Source organism: Methylobacterium phyllosphaerae, from assembly GCF_001936175.1.
Lineage (GTDB): Bacteria > Pseudomonadota > Alphaproteobacteria > Rhizobiales > Beijerinckiaceae > Methylobacterium > Methylobacterium fujisawaense.
Genome location: NZ_CP015367.1, coordinates 2,748,230 through 2,766,954 on the forward strand (window position 1 = coordinate 2,748,230; position 18,725 = coordinate 2,766,954).

The 18,725-nt window shown below is 69.3% G+C and carries 16 protein-coding genes; 9 read left to right on the forward strand and 7 right to left on the reverse strand.

Going from position 1 to position 18,725, the window contains the following annotated elements:
- Positions 1 to 73: 73 nt before the first annotated feature.
- The gene (locus tag MCBMB27_RS12320; protein WP_043378606.1) at positions 74 to 1,693 is read right to left on the reverse strand and encodes a phosphoenolpyruvate carboxykinase; all 1,620 of its coding nucleotides are present in this window, start codon (positions 1,691 to 1,693) and stop codon (positions 74 to 76) included.
- 403 nt (positions 1,694 to 2,096) lie between these two features.
- Here MCBMB27_RS12320 and recR point away from each other — a divergent pair, with 403 nt between their 5' ends.
- The 4 genes from recR (at position 2,097) to truA (ending at position 5,020) form a co-directional block, all read left to right on the forward strand.
- Positions 2,097 to 2,702, forward strand: coding sequence for a recombination mediator RecR (gene recR, locus MCBMB27_RS12325; RefSeq protein ID WP_053611458.1), 606 nt, complete (start codon positions 2,097 to 2,099; stop codon positions 2,700 to 2,702).
- Between the two features lie 104 nt (positions 2,703 to 2,806).
- Positions 2,807 to 3,322, forward strand: coding sequence for a peptide deformylase (gene def / locus MCBMB27_RS12330; protein WP_043378612.1), 516 nt, complete (start codon positions 2,807 to 2,809; stop codon positions 3,320 to 3,322).
- A gap of 7 nt (positions 3,323 to 3,329) precedes the next feature.
- The gene (gene fmt, locus MCBMB27_RS12335) at positions 3,330 to 4,259 is read left to right on the forward strand and encodes a methionyl-tRNA formyltransferase (RefSeq protein ID WP_075380527.1); all 930 of its coding nucleotides are present in this window, start codon (positions 3,330 to 3,332) and stop codon (positions 4,257 to 4,259) included.
- Positions 4,259 to 5,020: a tRNA pseudouridine(38-40) synthase TruA gene (gene truA / locus MCBMB27_RS12340; protein ID WP_075380528.1), complete on the forward strand. Its 762-nt coding sequence runs from the start codon at positions 4,259 to 4,261 to the stop codon at positions 5,018 to 5,020. The genes fmt and truA overlap by 1 nt, the downstream gene beginning before the upstream one ends.
- Here the strand turns inward: truA and dapE are convergent.
- The 3 genes from dapE to MCBMB27_RS12355 form a co-directional block, all read right to left on the reverse strand.
- Complete coding sequence (gene dapE, locus MCBMB27_RS12345; protein WP_043378621.1) at positions 5,002 to 6,180, reverse strand: succinyl-diaminopimelate desuccinylase; 1,179 nt, start codon at positions 6,178 to 6,180, stop codon at positions 5,002 to 5,004. The two genes, truA and dapE, sit on opposite strands and share 19 nt — an antisense overlap.
- A gap of 82 nt (positions 6,181 to 6,262) precedes the next feature.
- Positions 6,263 to 8,608, reverse strand: coding sequence for an amylo-alpha-1,6-glucosidase (locus MCBMB27_RS12350; protein ID WP_043378625.1), 2,346 nt, complete (start codon positions 8,606 to 8,608; stop codon positions 6,263 to 6,265).
- A gap of 148 nt (positions 8,609 to 8,756) precedes the next feature.
- Entirely contained in the window at positions 8,757 to 9,887 is a 1,131-nt protein-coding gene (locus MCBMB27_RS12355; protein WP_043378628.1) for a glycosyltransferase family 4 protein, read from the reverse strand.
- Between the two features lie 647 nt (positions 9,888 to 10,534).
- Here MCBMB27_RS12355 and rpmI point away from each other — a divergent pair.
- From rpmI to MCBMB27_RS12380, 5 genes are all read left to right on the forward strand, one after another.
- Entirely contained in the window at positions 10,535 to 10,738 is a 204-nt protein-coding gene (rpmI, locus tag MCBMB27_RS12360) for a 50S ribosomal protein L35 (RefSeq protein ID WP_007561407.1), read from the forward strand.
- 51 nt (positions 10,739 to 10,789) lie between these two features.
- A complete protein-coding gene (gene rplT / locus MCBMB27_RS12365) occupies positions 10,790 to 11,167 on the forward strand; it encodes a 50S ribosomal protein L20 (protein ID WP_043355811.1) in 378 nt (125 codons plus the stop codon).
- Between the two features lie 156 nt (positions 11,168 to 11,323).
- Positions 11,324 to 12,406 (forward strand): phenylalanine--tRNA ligase subunit alpha, encoded by a 1,083-nt coding sequence (pheS, locus tag MCBMB27_RS12370; protein ID WP_075380529.1) that lies wholly within the window; start codon positions 11,324 to 11,326, stop codon positions 12,404 to 12,406.
- 98 nt (positions 12,407 to 12,504) lie between these two features.
- On the forward strand, positions 12,505 to 14,925 hold the full coding sequence (gene pheT / locus MCBMB27_RS12375; protein WP_075380530.1) for a phenylalanine--tRNA ligase subunit beta: 2,421 nt from the start codon (positions 12,505 to 12,507) through the stop codon (positions 14,923 to 14,925).
- Positions 14,926 to 14,934: 9 nt separating this feature from the next.
- Positions 14,935 to 15,816 (forward strand): DUF1186 domain-containing protein, encoded by an 882-nt coding sequence (locus tag MCBMB27_RS12380; RefSeq protein WP_075380531.1) that lies wholly within the window; start codon positions 14,935 to 14,937, stop codon positions 15,814 to 15,816.
- Here MCBMB27_RS12380 and MCBMB27_RS12385 read toward each other — a convergent pair.
- The 3 genes from MCBMB27_RS12385 to MCBMB27_RS12395 form a co-directional block, all read right to left on the reverse strand.
- Positions 15,805 to 16,590, reverse strand: coding sequence for a HesA/MoeB/ThiF family protein (locus MCBMB27_RS12385; RefSeq protein WP_075380532.1), 786 nt, complete (start codon positions 16,588 to 16,590; stop codon positions 15,805 to 15,807). The genes MCBMB27_RS12380 and MCBMB27_RS12385 overlap by 12 nt on opposite strands.
- Positions 16,591 to 16,693: 103 nt before the next feature.
- Positions 16,694 to 17,215, reverse strand: coding sequence for a translation initiation factor IF-3 (infC, locus tag MCBMB27_RS12390; RefSeq protein ID WP_020092802.1), 522 nt, complete (start codon positions 17,213 to 17,215; stop codon positions 16,694 to 16,696).
- A 208-nt stretch (positions 17,216 to 17,423) separates the two neighbouring features.
- Entirely contained in the window at positions 17,424 to 18,710 is a 1,287-nt protein-coding gene (locus MCBMB27_RS12395; RefSeq protein WP_236952958.1) for a glycosyltransferase family 4 protein, read from the reverse strand.
- Between the last annotated feature and the right edge of the window lie 15 nt (positions 18,711 to 18,725).

The window sequence follows — 18,725 nt, forward strand, 5'->3', positions numbered from 1 at the left end:
CGCGGTTCGGACATGCGTGGGTCGCTCCGGCCCGATGAAGGCGGGCGGCCCCTCGGGCCGCCCGATCGCGTTTTCAGGCCGCGATCGCCTGAGCGGACGGCCCGGCGGCACGCACGTCGGCATCGACATGGGTCTCGAACCGCTTGAAGTTGTCGTCGAACATCTTCACCAGACGCGCCGCCGTCTCGACGAAGGCCCCCTTGTTGGCCCAGGTCTTCACCGGGGTCAGGATGTGCGGCTCGACGCCCGGCACGGAGACCGGCACCGCGAAGCCGAAATACGGGTCGCGGCGGAACTCGGCCTGGGCCAGGGAGCCGTCCAGCGCCGCACTCAGCAGACGGCGCGTGACCCGGATCGGCATGCGCCGGCCGGTACCGACGCCGCCACCGGTCCAGCCCGTGTTGACGAGCCAGCAATCGACACTGTGCTTGGCGATCAGGTCGCGCAGCAGGTTGCCGTAGGTGCTCGGGTGCCGCGGCATGAACGGCGCACCGAAGCAGGTCGAGAAGGTCGCCTCCGGCCCGGTCAGGCCGCGCTCGGTGCCGGCCACCTTGGCGGTGTAGCCCGAGAGGAAGTGGTACATCGCCTCGGCGCCGGTGAGCTTGGCGATCGGCGGCATCACCCCGAAGGCGTCGCAGGTCAGCATCACGATGTTCTTGGGATGCCCGGCCCGGCCGGTGGCGCTGGCATTCGCGATGAAATCGAGCGGATAGGCGCAGCGGGTGTTCTCGGTGAGCGAGGAATCGTCGAAATCCGGCGCGCGGGTGGCAGGATCGATCACGACGTTCTCCATCACCGTGCCGAAGCGTTCGGTGGTGGCGTAGATCTCCGGCTCGGCGTTGCGCGAGAGGCGGATGGTCTTGGCGTAGCAGCCGCCTTCGAAGTTGAAGATGCCGGAATTCGACCAGCCGTGCTCGTCGTCACCCAGGAGCTGGCGGGAGGAATCGTTCGACAGCGTCGTCTTGCCGGTGCCCGAGAGGCCGAAGAAGATCGCCGAGCCGCCCTCCGCGTCGAGGGCCGCGTTGGCCGAGCAATGCATCGGCATCACGCCCTGACCGGGCAGGATGTAGTTCAGATAGGTGAAGACCGACTTCTTCATCTCGCCCGCGTAGGCGGAGCCGCCGATCAGGACGAGCTTCTTCGAGAAGTCGATGGCGATCACGGTCTTCGACCGGCAGCCGTGCCGGGCGGGATCCGCCTGGAAGCTCGGCAGGTCGATGATCGTCATGTCGGGCACGTAGGACGCGATCTCGGAGCGGTCCGGCCGGATCAACAGGTTACGGATGAACAGCGAGTGCCACGCGAACTCGGTGAACACCCGGGCCTTGACCCGGTAGGCCGGATCGGCGCCGCCGTAGAGGTCCTGGGCGAACAGCTCCTTGCCCTCGGCGTGCTTCAGGAAATCCTGGCGCAGGGTCTCGAACTGCTCGGGCGTGATGGCGCCGTTGTTGTCCCACCAGACTTCGCTCTCGGTCCCGGCATCCCGGACCACGAACTTGTCCTTGGGCGAGCGGCCGGTGTGGCTGCCGGTGGTCGCCACGAGGGCGCCGCCGCGGGCAAGCTGGGCCTCCTTGCGGGCCAGCGCCTCCTCGTAGAGACGCGGCGCCTCGAAATTCCAGTGGACGGCCTTGAGGTCGCGGAAGCCGGTCGCCTCGGCGCCGTGGGCCGCGTTGTGATCACCGATGTTGGTCAAGATCGTATCTCCCGGGCCCCTGTTCGACCGTCGACGCGATTGTGCCGGACGGCTCCGCCGTCCGGGTTTGCCCGGGAGACGTCCGTGCGGTCGTACAGGACCGCCGCACGCAGGATCTCCGTTCCCGGCTGCTTCCCGTCTCTCCATCGAGTAGGCGGCGAAGCTTCGCTGTCATTATGGGCTCCGCCAGGGGCCCGCAACGTGGACAAACAGATTAGAGCACAGTTGTGGACTCAGGAACCCAAGTCTGTAAGCAGTTCCGTTCATCGCACAGCGTAACGCTATCGGCGGAGCGGCTCTGGAATACCCATATGCCGGACACGCACGCGTACACCCTTGCGCGCTGCCCGGCGGCGTCTATGCCCATCCGGACCTGACCGCCCCTTCCTCATCAAGAGGCACGATGCCCCAAGCCGTCGCCGGCCCCGAGATCGAACGCCTGATCCAGCTGCTGGCCCGCATGCCTGGCCTCGGACCGCGCTCGGCGCGGCGGGCCGCCCTCCAGCTCATCAAGAAGCGCGACACGCTGCTCGGCCCCCTCGCCGACGCCATGCGGGTGGCGGCCGACCGCATCATCGTGTGCTCGAGCTGCGGCAACGTCGATACATCCGACCCCTGCACGATCTGCCGCGACGCGGAGCGCGACCCGACGACGCTCGTGGTGGTGGAAGATGTCTCCGATCTCTGGGCCCTGGAGCGCTCGGGCGCCGTGAAGGCGCGCTACCACGTGCTCGGCGGCGTCCTCTCGGCGCTGGACGGCGTGCGGCCGGAGCACCTGAACCTCGCGAGCCTCGTGGAGCGCGTGGCCCGGCCCGAGGTGACGGAGGTCATCCTGGCTCTCAACGCCACCGTCGACGGCCAGACCACCGCCCACTACGTCACCGAGTCGATCCGGCACTGCGACGTGAAGGTCACGCGCCTCGCGCACGGCGTACCGGTCGGCGGCGAACTCGACTATCTCGACGAGGGCACCCTGTCGGCGGCGATCCGCAGCCGCACGGCCTTCTGACGGGCGATCACGCGGATCGAGCCGGTATTTGACCGGTCTTCGGCCGCATCCTATTCGACGCTGAGCCTGGACCCGTCCCGGCGCCTTCCCTGCCGGTTTCCGCCATGACCATCCGCCCGCTCGTCATCCTCCCCGATCCCGTCCTGCGCCTGGGTTCCGAACCGGTCGGCCCGATCACCGGCGAGATCCGCACCCTCGTCGCCGACATGTTCGAGACGATGTACGATGCCCCCGGCGTCGGGCTGGCCGCGATCCAGATCGGCGTGGCCAAGCGCGTGGTCACGATCGACACGTCGAAGGAGGAGGGCGTCCGCGACGCCCGGGTCTTCATCAACCCCGAGATCGTCTGGTCCTCGGAGGAAAGGCGGGTCTACGACGAGGGCTGCCTGTCGATCCCGGACTATTACGCCGAAGTCGAGCGTCCGGACCGGGTGCGCGTGAGGTTCCGCGACATCGACGGCAACGAGCAGGAGATCGAGGCCGACGGCCTGCTCTCGACCTGCATCCAGCACGAGATCGACCATCTGAACGGCGTGCTGTTCATCGACCATCTGTCGAAGCTGAAGCGCGACCGGGTGATCAAGAAGTTCACCAAGGCGGCCAAGCGCGACGCGGCCTGAGCCGGCCATGCGCGTCGTCTTCATGGGCACGCCGGACTTCGCTGTGCCGACGCTCGCGCGGCTCGCGCAGGACGGGCACGACATCGTGGCGGTCTATACCCGTGCGCCGGCGAAGGCGGGCCGCGGCATGAGCCTGCGCCCCTCCCCGGTCCACGCCCTCGCCGACACCCTCGGCGTGCCGGTCCTGACGCCCGCGACGCTGCGCACGCCCGAAGCGGCCGAGACCTTCGCGGCGCACCGGGCCGACGTCGCCGTCGTGGTGGCCTACGGGATGCTCCTGCCGCAGGCGATCCTCGACGCACCGAAGCACGGCTGCCTGAATCTGCACGGCTCCCTGCTGCCGCGCTGGCGCGGCGCGGCGCCGATCCAGCGCGCCGTGATGGCGGGCGATGCCGAGAGCGGCGTCGGCGTGATGCGGATGGAGGCGGGCCTCGACACCGGCCCCGTGGCCCTGGAGGCGAGAATACCCATCGCGCCAGGTATGATTGCGGGCGAGCTGCACGACGCGTTGATGCCCCTCGGCGCCGACCTGATGGCGCAGGCCCTCGTCCGGCTCGATGCGGGCACGCTGACGTTCACACCCCAGCCGGAGGACGGCGTCGTCTACGCGCACAAGATCACCAACGACGAGGCGCGGATCGACTGGTCCCGGTCGGCCGGTGAAATCGCCAATCGGATCAACGGGCTGTCGCCCTTCCCCGGCGCCTTCTTCGAGGTCGATCTCGGCAAGGGACCCGAGCGCGTGAAGGTGCTACGAGCCGCCCCGGCAGAGGATGCGGGCACACCCGGCACGCTGTGCGACACCGATTGCACCGTCGCGTGCGGCGACGGCGCCGTGCGGCTCATGGAGCTGCGACGCGCCGGGAAGGGCGGCAGCGCGAGCGGGGCCGAGTTCGTCCGCGGCGCCCGCCTGACGCCCGGCGCCCGCCTCGGCTGATGCCCCGCTACAAGCTCGTCATCGAGTACGACGGCAGCCCGTTCTGCGGCTGGCAGCGGCAGGCCGACGACCTCACTGTCCAGGGCGCGATCGAGACGGCGGTCACGCGCTTCTCGGGAGAGCATGTCCGGCTCACCTGCGCGGGCCGGACCGATGCCGGCGTGCATGCCATTCATCAAGTCGCCCATCTCGACCTCGCCAAGGACTGGCGGACCGACACGGTACGGGACGCGCTGAACGCGCATCTCCGGCCGCAGCCGGTGGCGGTCCTGTCCGCGGAGATCGTGCCGGAGAGCTTCGATGCCCGCCACTCGGCGATCCGCCGGCACTACCGCTACCGCATCCTCAACCGGCGCAGCCCCGCGGCGCTGACGCGGGCCCATGTCTGGCACGTGCCGTGGCCCCTCGATGTCGGTCTCATGCACGCCGCCGCCCAGCGCCTCGTCGGCCGCCACGACTTCTCGGCCTTCCGGGCCGCCGAGTGCCAGGCGAACAGCCCGATCCGCACGCTGGAGCAGCTCGACGTCGCCCGGGCTCCGATGGCGTTGCACGACGAGATCGTGGTGGCGACCGCGGCGCGCTCCTTCCTGCACCATCAGGTGCGGGCGATGGTGGGCACGCTGATGCTCGCCGGCTGTGGACGCCTCTCGGCGGAAGACGTGGCCGAGATCCTCGCTTCGGGCGAGAAGCGCCGGTGCGGACCGCTCGCTCCAGCCGCGGGGCTGACCTTCGTGGGCGTCGACTACGCGCTCGGGAAATAAGCCTCGAGCACCCGCTCGTAGATCGCCGTGAGCCGCTCCAGATCGGCGACGGCCACGCATTCGTCGATCTGGTGCATGGTCTCACCGACGAGCCCGAACTCGATCACCGGGCAGGCATCCTTGATGAAGCGCGCATCCGACGTGCCGCCGGTGGTCGAGAGCGTGGGCGTCAAGCCGGTCTCCGCCCGGATCGCCTCGGAGACGAGATCCACGAAGGCGTCCGGCCGGGTGAGGAAGGCCGGGGCGTTCGAAGGCTGAAGGTCGAGGCTGAAGCGCACCGCGTTCCCGGCCGCCTGCTCCAGGCGCCTGCGGATCTCGGCCCCGAGAGTCTCGGCCGTCCAGTCGTCGTTGAAGCGGACGTTGAAGGTCGCCCGCGCGGTCGCCGGGATCACGTTGCTGGCCGGGTTGCCCACGTCGATCGTGGTGAATTCCAGGTTCGAAGCATCGAAATGCGCGGTCCCACGATCCAGCGGCTCGCCGACCAGCGCCGAGGCGAGGCGCAGCAGGCCCGGGATCGGGTTCTCGGCCTTGTGGGGGTAGGCGACGTGTCCCTGCCGCCCCATCACGGTGAGCTTGCCGGTCAGCGACCCGCGCCGGCCGATCTTCATCATTTCTCCGAGCCGGCCAGGATTGGTCGGTTCCCCGAGCACGCAATGGTCGAACCGCTCGCCCCGCGCGCGCGCCCAGTCGAGCAGCTTCACGGTGCCGTTGACCGCAGGCCCCTCCTCGTCGCCGGTGATCAGGAAGGCGATGGAGCCGGCGAAGCCGTCGCCCCGCCGCTCCAGGAAGGCGAGCGTCGCCGCCAGCATGCAGGCGACGCCGCCCTTCATGTCGGCGGCGCCCCGGCCGTACAGCATCCCGTCGGCCACCTCGCCCGCGTAGGGTCCGTGGCGCCAGGCGCCCTCGCCTTCCGGAACGACATCGGTATGGCCGGCAAAGACGAGGCAGGGACCGTCCCGTCCGATGCGCGCGTAGAGATTCGGCGTGTCGGGATAGCCGGGCTCCGAGAAGACCGGCCGCTCGACGGCGAAGCCGGCAGGCCGGAGCGCGTCGGCGACAACGTCGAGGGCGCCCCGGTCCTCCGGCGTCACGGACGGGCACCGGATCAGGGCCTGTGCAAGGCGCAGGGCCGCGTCGGGGGCGTGATGATCAGCCGGCATGAACCCGTCCTCGGCGGCGTGACGTGCCGCGCGGCCCGCTTACCCCGAAGCGGGCCGCCCCGGAACTCCCGTGTGCCCGGCCCTACTTGGTCACCACCACCTGCACGTCGCCGTGGCGACGCTGCACCGAGACGGTGACATCGTCGTCGTAGCGCTGAAAGCGGAGATCCAGGCGCGAACCGCCGAGCTTGACGTTGTAGAGCGTCACACCGTCGAGGAACGCCGGGAGGATCGGGTTCTTGAGCCGGACGCGGTTGCGCTCGTGGTCGAGTTCGAGACCGAGGCAGGCCGCCAGGAAGGCGAAGGGCGCCGCCGCCGCCCAGGCCTGCGGGCTGCAGGCCACCGGATAGGAGACCGGCCCGCGCTGCTTGCGGCGCATGAAGCCGCAGAACAGTTCCGGCAGGCGCTTCTGGTCCTGGTAGAGCGAGGTGTCGAACATGCCCTGGAAGATGCGGGCGGCCTCGTGCTTGCGGTCGTAGCGCGCCAGACCCATTGCGATCAGCGCGTTGTCGTGCGGCCAGATCGAGCCATTGTGGTAGGACATCGGATTGTAGCGCGCCTCGCCCTTGGCGATGGTGCGCACCCCCCAGCCGTTGAAGCCGTCCTTGCCGAGCAGGGTCTCGGCGACCCGTGACGCCCTCTCGGGCTTGGCGATGCCGGTGAACAGGGCGTGGCCCGCGTTGGACGAGCGCACCGCGCATTGCTTCTTCGCGCCGTCCAGGGCCAGGGCGTAGGTGCCGATCTCCTCGTTCCAGAACGCCGCGTCGAAGTTCTCGCGAAGCGCCACGGCTTCCTGCGTGAGACGCTCGGCCATCGGGTCGTGCCCCAGCAGAGCCGAGAGCTTCGCCATTCCGTTCTTGGCCGCGTAGACGTAGCCCTGCACCTCGCAAAGGGCGATCGGGCCCTTGGCCAGGTGACCGTCGGTGTGGAAGATCGAATCGTGGCTGTCCTTCCAGCCCTGATTCTCCAGGCCCTTGTCGGTGTCGCGGGCGTACTCGACGAAGCCGTCGCCGTCCCGGTCGCCGTAACGGTCCATCCATTCCAGGGCGAGTTCCAGCGCGGGCCAGATCGCCCGAACGGTGTCGAGATCGCCTGTGACGGCGTAGTACTCCCAGGCCAGCATCACGAAGAGCGGGGTGCCGTCGATGGTGCCGTAATAGTGCCGGAACGGCACCTCGCCGAGCATCGCCATCTCGCCGCGCCGGGTCTCGTGCAGCACCTTGCCGGGCTGGGCGTCGGCCGCCGGATCGACCGCCTTGGCTTGCGTCGAGGCGAGGTAGCGCAGCACGCCCCGGGCGAATTTCGGGTCGATCCAGAGCGCCATCATCGCCGTGATGATGCCGTCGCGGCCGAACACCGTGGAGTACCAGGGGATGCCGGCGAAGGGGTAGATGCCCTCCGGGGTGCGGCTCGCCAGCATGTAGAGGTCGGCCGTGGCCCGGCACAGGCCCTCGTTGAACTGGTCGTTCGACGAGATGATCGTGGTGATCCCAGCTGTGAGGCTCCGGAGATCGCGCCGCGAGTCGCGATAGGCGCGGGCGAAGATCGTGCCCTCGGCGAGGTCCTTCGGCTCGCGCCGGGCGCCTCCGGCATTGGCCGCGAGCGTCAGTTTGGCGGCCGCGTCCTCCCCGACCATCGTGTCGGTCGGCGGCTTGGTGAAGGCCCGGTGCGCCTCGAAGGTCACGCGGATGAACAGCGAGGCCCGGCCCTCCGGCGGGAGCGAGACATCGAAAACCACCTTGCCGGGTTCGATCGAGTTGGGCTTCGGGCCGAAATGCAGCGCCGTCGTCCGGACGATCTCGTCCAGGCCGACATAGCGGAACTGCACCTCCCGATCGCTTGCCACCAGGACGCCGCGCTTGCCGCGCTCCTGGCGGTCGGTCCCGCGGACTTCGAACAGGTCGCGGAAATCCGCGTCGAACGTCACGACGATGCGCAGGCGGCGGTGCTTCGAATCGTAGGAGCGCAGACCGATCCGGTCGTAGCAGGCCCCACGGAACAGGAACTTGGTGCGCTCGATGGCGATCGTCTCGCGCGGGATCGAGGTCTCGTCATGGGCATCGAGACGGATGTCAGGCGTCGTCATGTCGACGCTGAGCGCGCCGTTGTCGTCCTGCATCACCGAGGAGAGCATCAGCGGGCGCTGACCCTCCACCGTCACTTCCAGACGCGACAGGTAACGCGTGTCCTGGAAATACAGGCCCTCCGGGCCGGGCTGGACGCCGATATCGCCGTAGGAATCGAGAACGCCGAAGGCCTCGCCGAACTTCAGCGAGCGGAGGGGCCGCTCCACAAGCGAGGTGTGCGCCTCAATGTGATAGGTCGGCAGGACGTCGTCCGCGTCCTGGAAACCGTGCGCCACGCTTCCGGCGCTCTCCGCGGTCCGGGCCTTCGCATCGTGGGCCGCTGCCGTGTTGTCCGCCGCCATGCAGGGCATCTCCGGGTGCAAGTGAGAGGTGCGAATCGAGAGGGCTGCCGCATCCATTCGATGCGGCAGCCCCTGTTCATCCTACGGATGAGTCGCCTTTAAGACGCTAGGCCGAGCCGGACCTGCCTCGCAAGCCCGGGGCCGGATTTCAGGCCGGCATGGCGGCGACCGGGATCGCCGGCCGTGCGGAGCCGTTCACCTCGCCGTATTGCGCCTTGTAGCCGGACTTCGGCAGCTTGATCACGTCGGCGCCACGGCCGAGCAGGTCCTCGTAGGCAGCGACGTATTTCTTCACCATGCACTCGGCGGTGAAGGCGCTCTCGAAGTGGCGGCGCACGCCGGCGCGGCTCATGGTCTTGACCTTGGCGACGGCCGCGACGGCATCGTCCATGTTCTCGCAGAGAACGCCGCCGACGCCGTCCTTGATCACCTCCGGCACGGAGCCGTTGCGGAAGGCGATCACCGGGGTGCCGGCCGACATGGCCTCGATCATCACGAGACCGAAGGGCTCCGGCCAGTCGATCGGGAAGGCGAGCGCCAGGGCGTTACCGAGGAAGTCCTTCTTCTGCTCCTCGTTGATCTCGCCGATATACTCCACGAGCGGGTGATGGATCATCGGCTCGATGACCTCGTCCCAGTAATCTTGGTCCGCCTTGTCGACCTTCGCGGCGATCTTGAGGGGCGTGCCGGAGCGAATCGCCATCTCGATCGCGCGGTCGGGGCGCTTCTCGGGCGAGATGCGGCCGAGGAAGGCGAGGTAACCGCCCTTGGCGTCCGGGTAATACGGGCAGTTCTCGGCCGGCAGGCCGTGATGGATCGTCGCCAGCCAGTTGGAGGTCGGCGGCATGGGCAGGCGCTGGTTGTCGGAGATTGAGACCAGCGGCATGCCCGTGAAGGTGCGGTAGACCGGCATGAAGTCCGGCACGTCGAGGCGACCGTGCATCGTGGTGATGCACTTGTGGTTCAGATCCTCGAACATCGGATACTGAAGCAGGTCAATGTGGAAGTGCAGGATGTCAAATTCGTGCGCGCGGCGGTGCACCTGATGCAGCATCGCCAGGTGACTGGCGGTGTGATCCCGGTAGCCAAGCAGGCGCAGGCCCTCGGGCGTGCAGGCTGCGAGCTTGGCAGACGTCTCGGAGTCCCCGCTGGCGAACAGCGTGACTTCGTGACCCTGGCGGACCAGTTCTTCTGTAATCCAGCTGACGACGCGCTCGGTGCCGCCGTAGAACTTCGGAGGGACGGCCTCCGACAACGGAGCGATCTGGGCAATGCGCACGAAGTGTCTCCTGGTTGGCCGAATTTGACGGGGGGTCTAACCCTGCCGGCCTGAGCGGGACATGAATGAAACGGACGGCCAAGGTTATGGTTCCTGGCGACCCCCGTTGTCGCTCACCGTTTTGTGCAGCGCGCTCGCTGTCCCCGAATTCCTCCGAATCAGCGGCCGCGACATGGTCACCGGCGCCCAATCCGCTGCTCGCGGGGCAGTCGCGCGGAGCCGGCCCGTCTCCGGTCCGGACACGCGCATCGCCTCCATGCGCCTCAGGATCACGAACGCCGGCTATCGGGATCAGGTTGCGCCCGAACCCGACAAACCCGTACTCCGGGACGGCGCAGCAGATCCCGGACCTGGATACGGACCGGGCGCCCGAAACGGCGGTGTCGGCGCTTCTGGATCCCGGGCTCGCCCGCTGCGCCCCGGACCGGCGACGCGGATGTGCAGGGCCCTCCGCCCCCTCGGCCCGCGTCCCGCCTCACGGGCGTTGCCGCCGCGTCAGCTTTCTGTCATAAGCCGCACCGCGTCGAACCGCCCGGCCGATAGGGCTGCCGTGGCGGCTCGTGCTGCTCCACCAGAAGCATCAGCGCGCGAACCCCATCCGACCCTTGCGGGGCGGTCCGGGATCATTTCGCGCAACGGAGAGCCAAATGCCCAAGTTGAAGACGAAATCGGGCGCGAAGAAGCGCTTCAAGATCACCGGCACCGGCAAGGTGATGTACGCCCAGGCCGGCAAGCGCCACGGGATGATCAAGCGGACGACCAAGCAGATCCGCAACCTGCGCGGCACCACGACCCTGTTCGAGGGCGATGCCGCCAACGTGAAGAAGTACTTCCTGCCGAACGCGCGGTAAGTCCTTCAACACCCGTTGCCACTGTCTTTCGTCGAATCCAGGAGATAACCGATGGCCCGCGTCAAGCGCGGCGTGACCAGTCACGCGAAGCACAAGAAAGTTCTGAAGGCCGCCAAGGGCTATTACGGCCGGCGCAAGAATACGATCCGGATCGCCAAGCAGGCGGTCGAGAAGGGCATGCAGTATGCCTACCGCGACCGCAAGAACAAGAAGCGCACGTTCCGCGCCCTCTGGATCCAGCGTCTCAACGCGGCGGTCCGCGAGCACGGCCTGACCTACTCGCGCTTCATCGACGGTCTGGCGAAGTCCGGCATCGTCGTCGACCGCAAGGCCCTGTCGGAGCTCGCGATCCACGAGCCGGCGAGCTTCGCCGCCGTCGTCGAGAAGGCGAAGGCCGCACTGCCGCAGACCACCGCCAAGGCCGCCTGATCCAGGCCTGAGGCGAGACGTACGGAAGGCGCGGTTCCCCGGGGAGCCGCGCCTTCGTCGTTTACGAGGTCCCCTGCCCCGCGCTTGCGTGCGGGCGCACAACGCGCGAGAGCACGGCCCGACGGCCGACTCCGCCAACCCTGCTCGAAGACAGCGATGACCGATCTCGATACCCTCGAACGCGATCTCCTGGCCCAGGTGAGCGCGGCGTCCGACGAGGCTGCCCTCGACGCGGTCCGCGTCGCCGCGCTCGGCAAGAAGGGCAGTGTCTCGGATCTGCTGAAGACCCTCGGTGCGATGACGCCGGAGGAGCGCAAGGAGCGCGGTCCGCTCATCAATGGCCTGCGCGACCGGGTCCAGGGCGCCGTCACCGCGCGCAAGACCGCCCTCGCCGAGGCCGCCCTGGAGGCCCGCCTCGCTTCCGAGCGAGTCGACGTGACCTTGCCGGTCCGCGAGGCCCCCGAGGTGTGCGGTCGGATCCATCCGATCTCCCAGGTGATCGACGAGATCACCGCGATCTTCGCCGATATGGGCTTCGCGGTGGCCGAGGGTCCGGACATCGAGACGGACGAGCTGAACTTCACTGCGCTCAACTTCCCGCCCGGGCACCCGGCCCGCGAGATGCACGACACCTTCTTCCTGGCGCCGGACCGCGACGGGAAGCGCAAGGTGCTGCGCACCCACACCTCGCCGGTCCAGATCCGCACCATGCGGGCGCAAACCCCGCCGATCCGGGTGATCATCCCGGGCCGGACCTACCGGCACGATTCCGATCAGACCCACACGCCGATGTTCCATCAGGTCGAAGGGCTGGTGATCGACAAGGCGGCCAACATCGCCAACCTGAAATGGGTGCTGGAGGAGTTCTGCAAGGCGTTCTTCGAGGTGGAGGGCGTGAAGATGCGCTTCCGCCCGTCCTTCTTCCCCTTCACCGAGCCCTCCGCGGAGGTCGACATCCAGTGCTCGCGCAAGGGCGGCGAAATCCGCTTCGGCGAGGGCGACGACTGGCTGGAGATCCTGGGCTGTGGGATGGTGCATCCGAACGTGCTGCGCAATTGCGGGCTCGACCCGGATGCCGTGCAGGGCTTCGCCTTCGGTGTCGGCATCGACCGAATCGCCATGCTGAAATACGGCATGCCGGACCTGCGGCCGTTCTTCGAGGCCGACGTCCGCTGGCTCGACCATTACGGCTTCCGCCCGCTCGACGTTCCGAGCCTCGTGGGCGGCCTCACGGGCTGAGCCGCACCGGCCTCACCGGGGCCCTCCGGCTCCGGTGACGGCCCCGCCATCCTGTTCCTCCGACGGTCGAGCCGATATCGGGCTCTCGAAGGTCCATCATGAAATTCACTCTCTCCTGGCTCAAGGACCACCTCGACACCGAGGCCACCCTCGACACCGTCGCCGAGACGCTGACGCGGATCGGCCTGGAGGTGGAGGGAATCGAGGACAAGGCCGCCGCGCTGAAGCCCTACGTGATCGCGAAGATCCTGACGGCCGAGCAGCACCCGAACGCCGACCGGCTGCGGGTCTGCTCCGTCGAGACGGGCGCGGGCGCACCCGTGCAGGTGGTCTGCGGAGCGCCGAACGCCCGGGCCGGTCTCGTCTCGGTCTTCGCGCCGCCGGGCACCTACGTCCCGGGCAAGAACATCACCCTGTCGGTGGGCACGATCCGCGGTGTGGAGAGCCGCGGCATGCTGTGCTCGGGCGCCGAGCTCGGCCTCGGCGACGACCATGACGGCATCATGGAGCTCCCGACCGACGCACCGATCGGCCAGGCCTACGCCCTCTATGCCGGGCTCGACGATCCGGTCATCGAGATCAACCTGACGCCGAACCGGCCGGACTGCACCTCGGTCCACGGTATCGCCCGCGATCTCGCGGCCGCCGGCCTCGGCACGCTCAAGCGCGAGACGCTGCCGGGCGTGCGCGGCGAGGGCCCCTGCCCGGTCGCGGTGGAGCTGGCCTTCGAGCCGGCCGACCGACACCTCGCCCCGCTCTTCGCCCTGCGGCTCGTCCGCGGGGTCACGAACGGGCCGTCGCCGGGCTGGATGCAGGCCCGGCTGCGGGCCATCGGCCTGCGCCCGATCAATGCGCTCGTCGACATCACCAACTACGTGACCTTCGATCGCGGTCGCCCGCTCCACGTCTTCGACGCCGCCAAGGTCGCCGGGCCGCTCACCGTGCGCCGTGCGCGCGAGGGCGAGAGCCTGCTCGCCCTCGACGGTCGGACCCACGCGCTCACCGACGACATGGTGGTGATCGCAGACCGAAACGGCGTCGAATCCATCGCCGGCATCATGGGCGGCCAGGACTCCGGCTGCGACGCCGGCACCACGGATGTGCTGATCGAATCGGCGCTCTGGGACCCGGCCAACATCGCCCAGACGGGCCGCCGCCTCGGCCTCATCACCGACGCGCGCTACCGGTTCGAGCGGGGTGTCGATCCAGCCTTCACGCTGCCGGGCCTCGATCTCGCGACGCGCTTGGTGGTGGACCTGTGCGGCGGTACGCCGACCGAGGCGCATATCGTCGGCGAGCCTCCCGAATCCGAGCGGATCATCGACTTCCCGTGGACCGAGGTCCGCCGCCTGGCCGGCCTCGACGTGCCGCGTGTCGAGATGAAGGTGATCCTGGAGACTTTGGGCTTCCACATCTCGGGGACCGGCGACCGGGTGAAGGTGCTGACGCCGTCCTGGCGGCCCGATGTCGAAGGCAAGGCCGACCTCGTCGAGGAGGTCGTGCGCATCGCCGGGCTGGACCGGATCGAGGCCAAGCCGCTGCCCCCGCTCGAAGGGATCGGCCGTCCGCTGCTGACGGTGATGCAGAAGCGGACCCGCACCGCGAAGCGGGCCCTGGCGAGCCGGGGCCTCATGGAGGCGGTCACGTGGTCGTTCGTCCCGCATGGCGATGCCGAACTGTTCGGCGGCGGCGGTGCCGATCTGGTCCTGGCCAATCCCATTGCCGCGGAACTGTCGGACATGCGGCCGAGCCTGCTGCCGGGGCTCCTGCGGGCTGCGCAGCGAAATGCCGACCGGGGTTATCCGGACGCGGCCCTGTTCGAGGTCGGCCAGTGCTTCGCCTCCGATGCGCCGGAGGGCCAGACGATCCGGGCGGCGGCGGTCCGGCGCGGCAGTGCCGGTCTGTCGGGCGCCGGGCGCCACTGGCACGGCACGGCCGGGCCCGTCGACGCCTTCGACGCCAAGGCCGACGCCCTGGCCCTGCTGGGCAGCCTCGGCGTTCCGACCGGCGGCCTTCAGATCACCGCCGGCGGCCCGTCCTGGCTTCATCCCGGCCGCTCGGGCACCCTGCGCTTCGGTCCGAAGACCGAGATCGGCTGGTTCGGCGAGGTGCATCCGCGGACGCTCCAGGCCCTCGACCTGAAGGGCACCCTCGTGGCCTTCGAGATCGTCCTCGACGCCCTGCCCCTGCCCAAGCACAAGCCGACCAAGGCCAAGGCCGCCCTGGTGCTGTCGGAGCTCCAGCCGCTGTCGCGGGACTTCGCCTTCGTGGTCGGCCGCGACGTGCCGGCGGGTGACCTCGTGAAGGCCGCACAGAACGCCGAGCGCAAGCTCGTCACCGGCGTCGACGTGTTCGATCTGTACGAGGGACCCGGCGTGCCGGACGGCGCGAAGTCGGTGGCGATCGCGGTGCGCCTGCAGCCCGTCGAGCGGACCCTCACCGACGCGGAGATCGAGGCGGTGAGCGCCAGGATCGTCGCCGAGGTGTCCCGCAAAACCGGCGCGACCCTTCGGACCTGAGGCGCCGCCATGGACCGGATCGCCCTGCTGATCGAAGACCTCGCGGCGGCCGAATACCGGCCGAAGGCAGCGTTGCGGGAAGCGCTCAAGCACCCGTCCGCCGTCGCGGAGGCGACGCTGCCGCTGCTGGAGGGCGCGGCCGACGGACGTGAGCTGACGCCGGAGGAGACGAACCTTCTCTTCTGGGGCCTGCACGTCCTGGCCCATGCCCGGGATACGCGCGCCCTGGCACCGCTGCTGAGGCTGCTCCGGCACGACGAGGAAACCCTCGACGCCATCCTCGGCGATGCCGTCACGGCGACCCTTGCCAAGGTGTTGGCGAGCCTGTTCGACGGCGATCCGCAGCCGCTGTTCCGCCTGATCCTGGACAGCACGGTGGACGATTACGTGCGCATGGCGCTGCTCAGCGCCTGCACCTTCCTGACCCTGGAGGGCCGGATCGACCGGGCCGCGATGCACGACCTGCTGATCCGGTTCGACGACGCCCAGGCGGCCGTGGAAGAGGCGCCGGCCTGGGTCGGCTGGGAGGAGACGATCGCCCATCTCGGCTTCCGGGACCTCGCGCCCCGGGCGGCTGCGGCCCGTGCCGACGGACGCCTCACCGACGAGATCAGCGACGCCGGGTGGTTCAAGGACGCTCTGCGCAAGGCCGAGGCCAATCCGGACGACCGCGACCGGCTCGGCCCCTACCAGTACGGCTACCTCGACGAGCCGGTGGAAGCCCTCGACTGGGCCGAGGAGGGCGCGGGGGAGCCGCAGCGCAATCCGCTTAAGGACGTCGGCCGCAACGATCCGTGTCCCTGCGGCTCCGGGAAGAAGTTCAAGAAGTGCTGCCTCGGCGCCGAGACCGTCGAGGGCCCGTGGATGCCGCCGGGTTCCCTAGGTCGCTGAGGCGCCGGTGCCGCTGAGCGGGTTGTCGGGATCCCAGCCGTAGCTCAGCGTCTCGAACCGCATGGCGCGGGCATCGACCATCAGGAGGCGCCCGACCAGGGGGTCTCCGAAGCCCGCCACCGCGCGGAGCAGCTCCATGGCCATCAACGAGCCCATCACTCCGGCCAGGGCTCCCAGCACGCCGGCCTCCGCGCAGGCCGGCACGCTGCCGGGCGGCGGCGGGTTCGGGAAGAGGCAGCGATAGGTCGGGTTCGGCGTCCCGTCCGGCCCGGTCTCGTGGGCGCGGATCGTGGTCAGCGTCCCGTCGAAGCGGCCGAGCGCCGCCGTCACCAGCGGGCGGCGCGCGCGGAAACAGGCATCCGACACCGCGTAGCGCGTGGCGAAATTGTCGGATCCGTCGGCCACGAGGTCGTAGCCGGCGATCAGGTCGACGGCGTTGTCCGGATCGATCCGGACCGGATGCGGGACGACGGTCACGTGCGGGTTGAGCCGCGCCACCGCGTCGGCGGCGCTCTCGACCTTCGGCCGGCCGAGATCCGGCGTGCCGTGGATCACCTGCCGCTGGAGGTTCGAGAGGGAAACCGCGTCGTCGTCGACGATTCCGATCGTCCCGATTCCGGCGGCGGCGAGATACTGGATCAGCGGCGCGCCGAGCCCCCCGGCCCCGACGACCAGGATCCGGGCGGCCTTGATCCGGGCCTGGCCGGGGCCGCCGACCTCGGCGAGGACGAGGTGGCGGGCGTAGCGTTCGATCTCATCGGGAGCGAGGGCCATGGCTGCCCCTTAATCCGCGGCGCCGCCAATCGGAAGCGCTGAAAAGACAACGCCGCCCCGGTGAGGAGGCGGCGCGGGTCTCGCGTCTCGGGATCGGTGCCGCTCAGCGCGGCGCCAGGATCATGATCATCTGGCGTCCTTCGAGCATCGGCTCGCTCTCGACCTTGGCGATCTCCGCCGTCTCGCTCTTCACGCGCTCCAGGAGGCGCAGACCGATATCTTGGTGAGCCATCTCACGACCGCGGAAGCGCAGGGTCACCTTGACCTTGTCGCCTTCCTCGAAGAAGCGGTGCACCGACTTCATCTTGGTGTCGTAGTCGTGCTTGTCGATGCCGGGGCGGAGCTTGATCTCCTTCACCTCGACGGTCTTCTGGCGCTTGCGGGCCTCGTTCTGCTTCTTCTGCTCGTTGAAGCGGAAGCGCCCGTAATCGAGCAGCTTGCAGACGGGCGGCACGGAGTTCGGCGCGATCTCCACGAGATCGAGACCGGCTTCCTCAGCCAGGTTGAGGGCGTCGAAGAAGGGGACGACGCCGCGGTTCTGCCCGGTATCGTCGATCAGCTGCACTTCCCGCACACCGCGAATGTCGCGGTTGGCGCGCGGCCCGTCCTTCTGCGGGGCCGGCATGGCTCTCATCGGTCTACGAATGGCTTAGGTCTCCTGCTGCAACGGCGAAACGGCGGTTCCCAGAAAGATCTCCTGGCCGCCTGCCGCCCCGGTCTCTTCCGGACGTACAACGTTGGTGGAACCGCGACCAGAGTCAACCGCCTGAAGCCGCGGTGCCGAAAATAATCGGCCGCGGCGTCTCGGTCCGCTTTCCGGGTCAGCCGGCCGCTCAGGGCAAGCGGCCGAGCAGCCCCGCATAGACCGCCAACGTGTCGCCGACCATGCGCTCGAGGGAGAAATGCGCCGCGACATGCGCACGGCTCCGCCGCCCAAGGGCGTCGCGGGCGCTGGCGCCGAGGGAAAGGGCCTCGGTCAGGGATGTGGCGAGCGCGGCCGCGTCGCCGGCCGGGACGCGCCATCCGGTACGCTGGCCCGCTGGCGTCTCCGGCGGCGCCAGTACGGTTTCCGGTACGGCCCCGAGATCGGACACCACCACCGGTGTACCGAGCGCCTGCGCCTCCACGGCCGAACGGCCGAAGGCCTCCGGCTCGACGGACGGCACCGCCACCACCGAGGCGGCCCGGAAGGCGGCCGGCATGTCGGTGCAGTGACCGACCCGCCGGACGATGCCTTCGAGCCCGCGCGCGGCGATCAGCGCATCGAGTTCGCGCTCGTAGGAGGCGCGTCCCTGAGGGTCTCCCGCCAGGACCACCGCCAGATCGGGAACGCCGCGGTCGCGCATCTGCGCGGCCGCCTCGATCAGCACCCGATGGCCCTTCCAGGCCGTGAGGCGGGCGGCCAGCAGGATCACGCGCTCGTGCGGCGCGACGTTCCAGCTCCGGCGCAGCGCCTCGACCCGCACGGCGCCGACGGCGACCGGGTTGAACACGCCGAGATCCGTGCCGCGATGGATGACCCGCACGCGGTCGCCAGCCTGCTCGGCATGCAGCCGGTGGATCAGGTCTGCGGTGTAGTGCGAGTTGGCGATGACCACGTCGCCGCGGGCCATCACCGAATTGTACAGCACCTTGACGTTGGTCCGGCCGGAATAGCTGCCGTGATAGGTGGTGACGAACGGCAGGCCGAGCCGGCGCGCCGCTCCGAGGGCGACCCAAGCGGGCGCACGGGAGCGGGCATGGATGATCTGCACCTGCTCGCGGCGGCAGAGGGCCATGAGCCGCAGGACGTTCACGGCCATCAGCGCCGGATTCTTCGCGGCGGCCGGGAAGCGAAGCCAGTGGCCGCCCTTGGCCTGCAATTCCCCGACGAGCCGCCCCCCCTCCGTCGCCACCAGCGCGCGGGCGCCCACGGCCGCGAGGCCGCCCGCGACATCGACGGTGGTGCGCTCGGCGCCCCCGGCGTCGAGTTCGGGAATGATCTGCAGGACGCGAGCGCCCGCAAGGGCCCCGACTTCCGCGGGAAAACCCGACAAGGCGTGTGTACCTTCGCCCGTCCGCGGTCCATCGGCGAGGACGCGCAGGCCCCCGACCGGTATCTGCCAAATGCTCGCTACCATTGATCCAGCATCGCC

Coding starts and splice junctions, on each gene's coding strand:
- MCBMB27_RS12395 (WP_236952958.1), bottom strand. CDS start 18,710: ATGGTAGCGAGCATTTGGCAGATACCGGTCGGGGGCCTGCGCGTCCTC.
- MCBMB27_RS12380 (WP_075380531.1), top strand. CDS start 14,935: ATGGACCGGATCGCCCTGCTGATCGAAGACCTCGCGGCGGCCGAATAC.
- pheS (WP_075380529.1), top strand. CDS start 11,324: ATGACCGATCTCGATACCCTCGAACGCGATCTCCTGGCCCAGGTGAGC.
- def (WP_043378612.1), top strand. CDS start 2,807: ATGACCATCCGCCCGCTCGTCATCCTCCCCGATCCCGTCCTGCGCCTG.
- dapE (WP_043378621.1), bottom strand. CDS start 6,180: ATGCCGGCTGATCATCACGCCCCCGACGCGGCCCTGCGCCTTGCACAG.
- fmt (WP_075380527.1), top strand. CDS start 3,330: ATGCGCGTCGTCTTCATGGGCACGCCGGACTTCGCTGTGCCGACGCTC.
- infC (WP_020092802.1), bottom strand. CDS start 17,215: ATGCCGGCCCCGCAGAAGGACGGGCCGCGCGCCAACCGCGACATTCGC.
- recR (WP_053611458.1), top strand. CDS start 2,097: ATGCCCCAAGCCGTCGCCGGCCCCGAGATCGAACGCCTGATCCAGCTG.
- rpmI (WP_007561407.1), top strand. CDS start 10,535: ATGCCCAAGTTGAAGACGAAATCGGGCGCGAAGAAGCGCTTCAAGATC.
- pheT (WP_075380530.1), top strand. CDS start 12,505: ATGAAATTCACTCTCTCCTGGCTCAAGGACCACCTCGACACCGAGGCC.
- truA (WP_075380528.1), top strand. CDS start 4,259: ATGCCCCGCTACAAGCTCGTCATCGAGTACGACGGCAGCCCGTTCTGC.
- rplT (WP_043355811.1), top strand. CDS start 10,790: ATGGCCCGCGTCAAGCGCGGCGTGACCAGTCACGCGAAGCACAAGAAA.
- MCBMB27_RS12350 (WP_043378625.1), bottom strand. CDS start 8,608: ATGGCGGCGGACAACACGGCAGCGGCCCACGATGCGAAGGCCCGGACC.
- MCBMB27_RS12385 (WP_075380532.1), bottom strand. CDS start 16,590: ATGGCCCTCGCTCCCGATGAGATCGAACGCTACGCCCGCCACCTCGTC.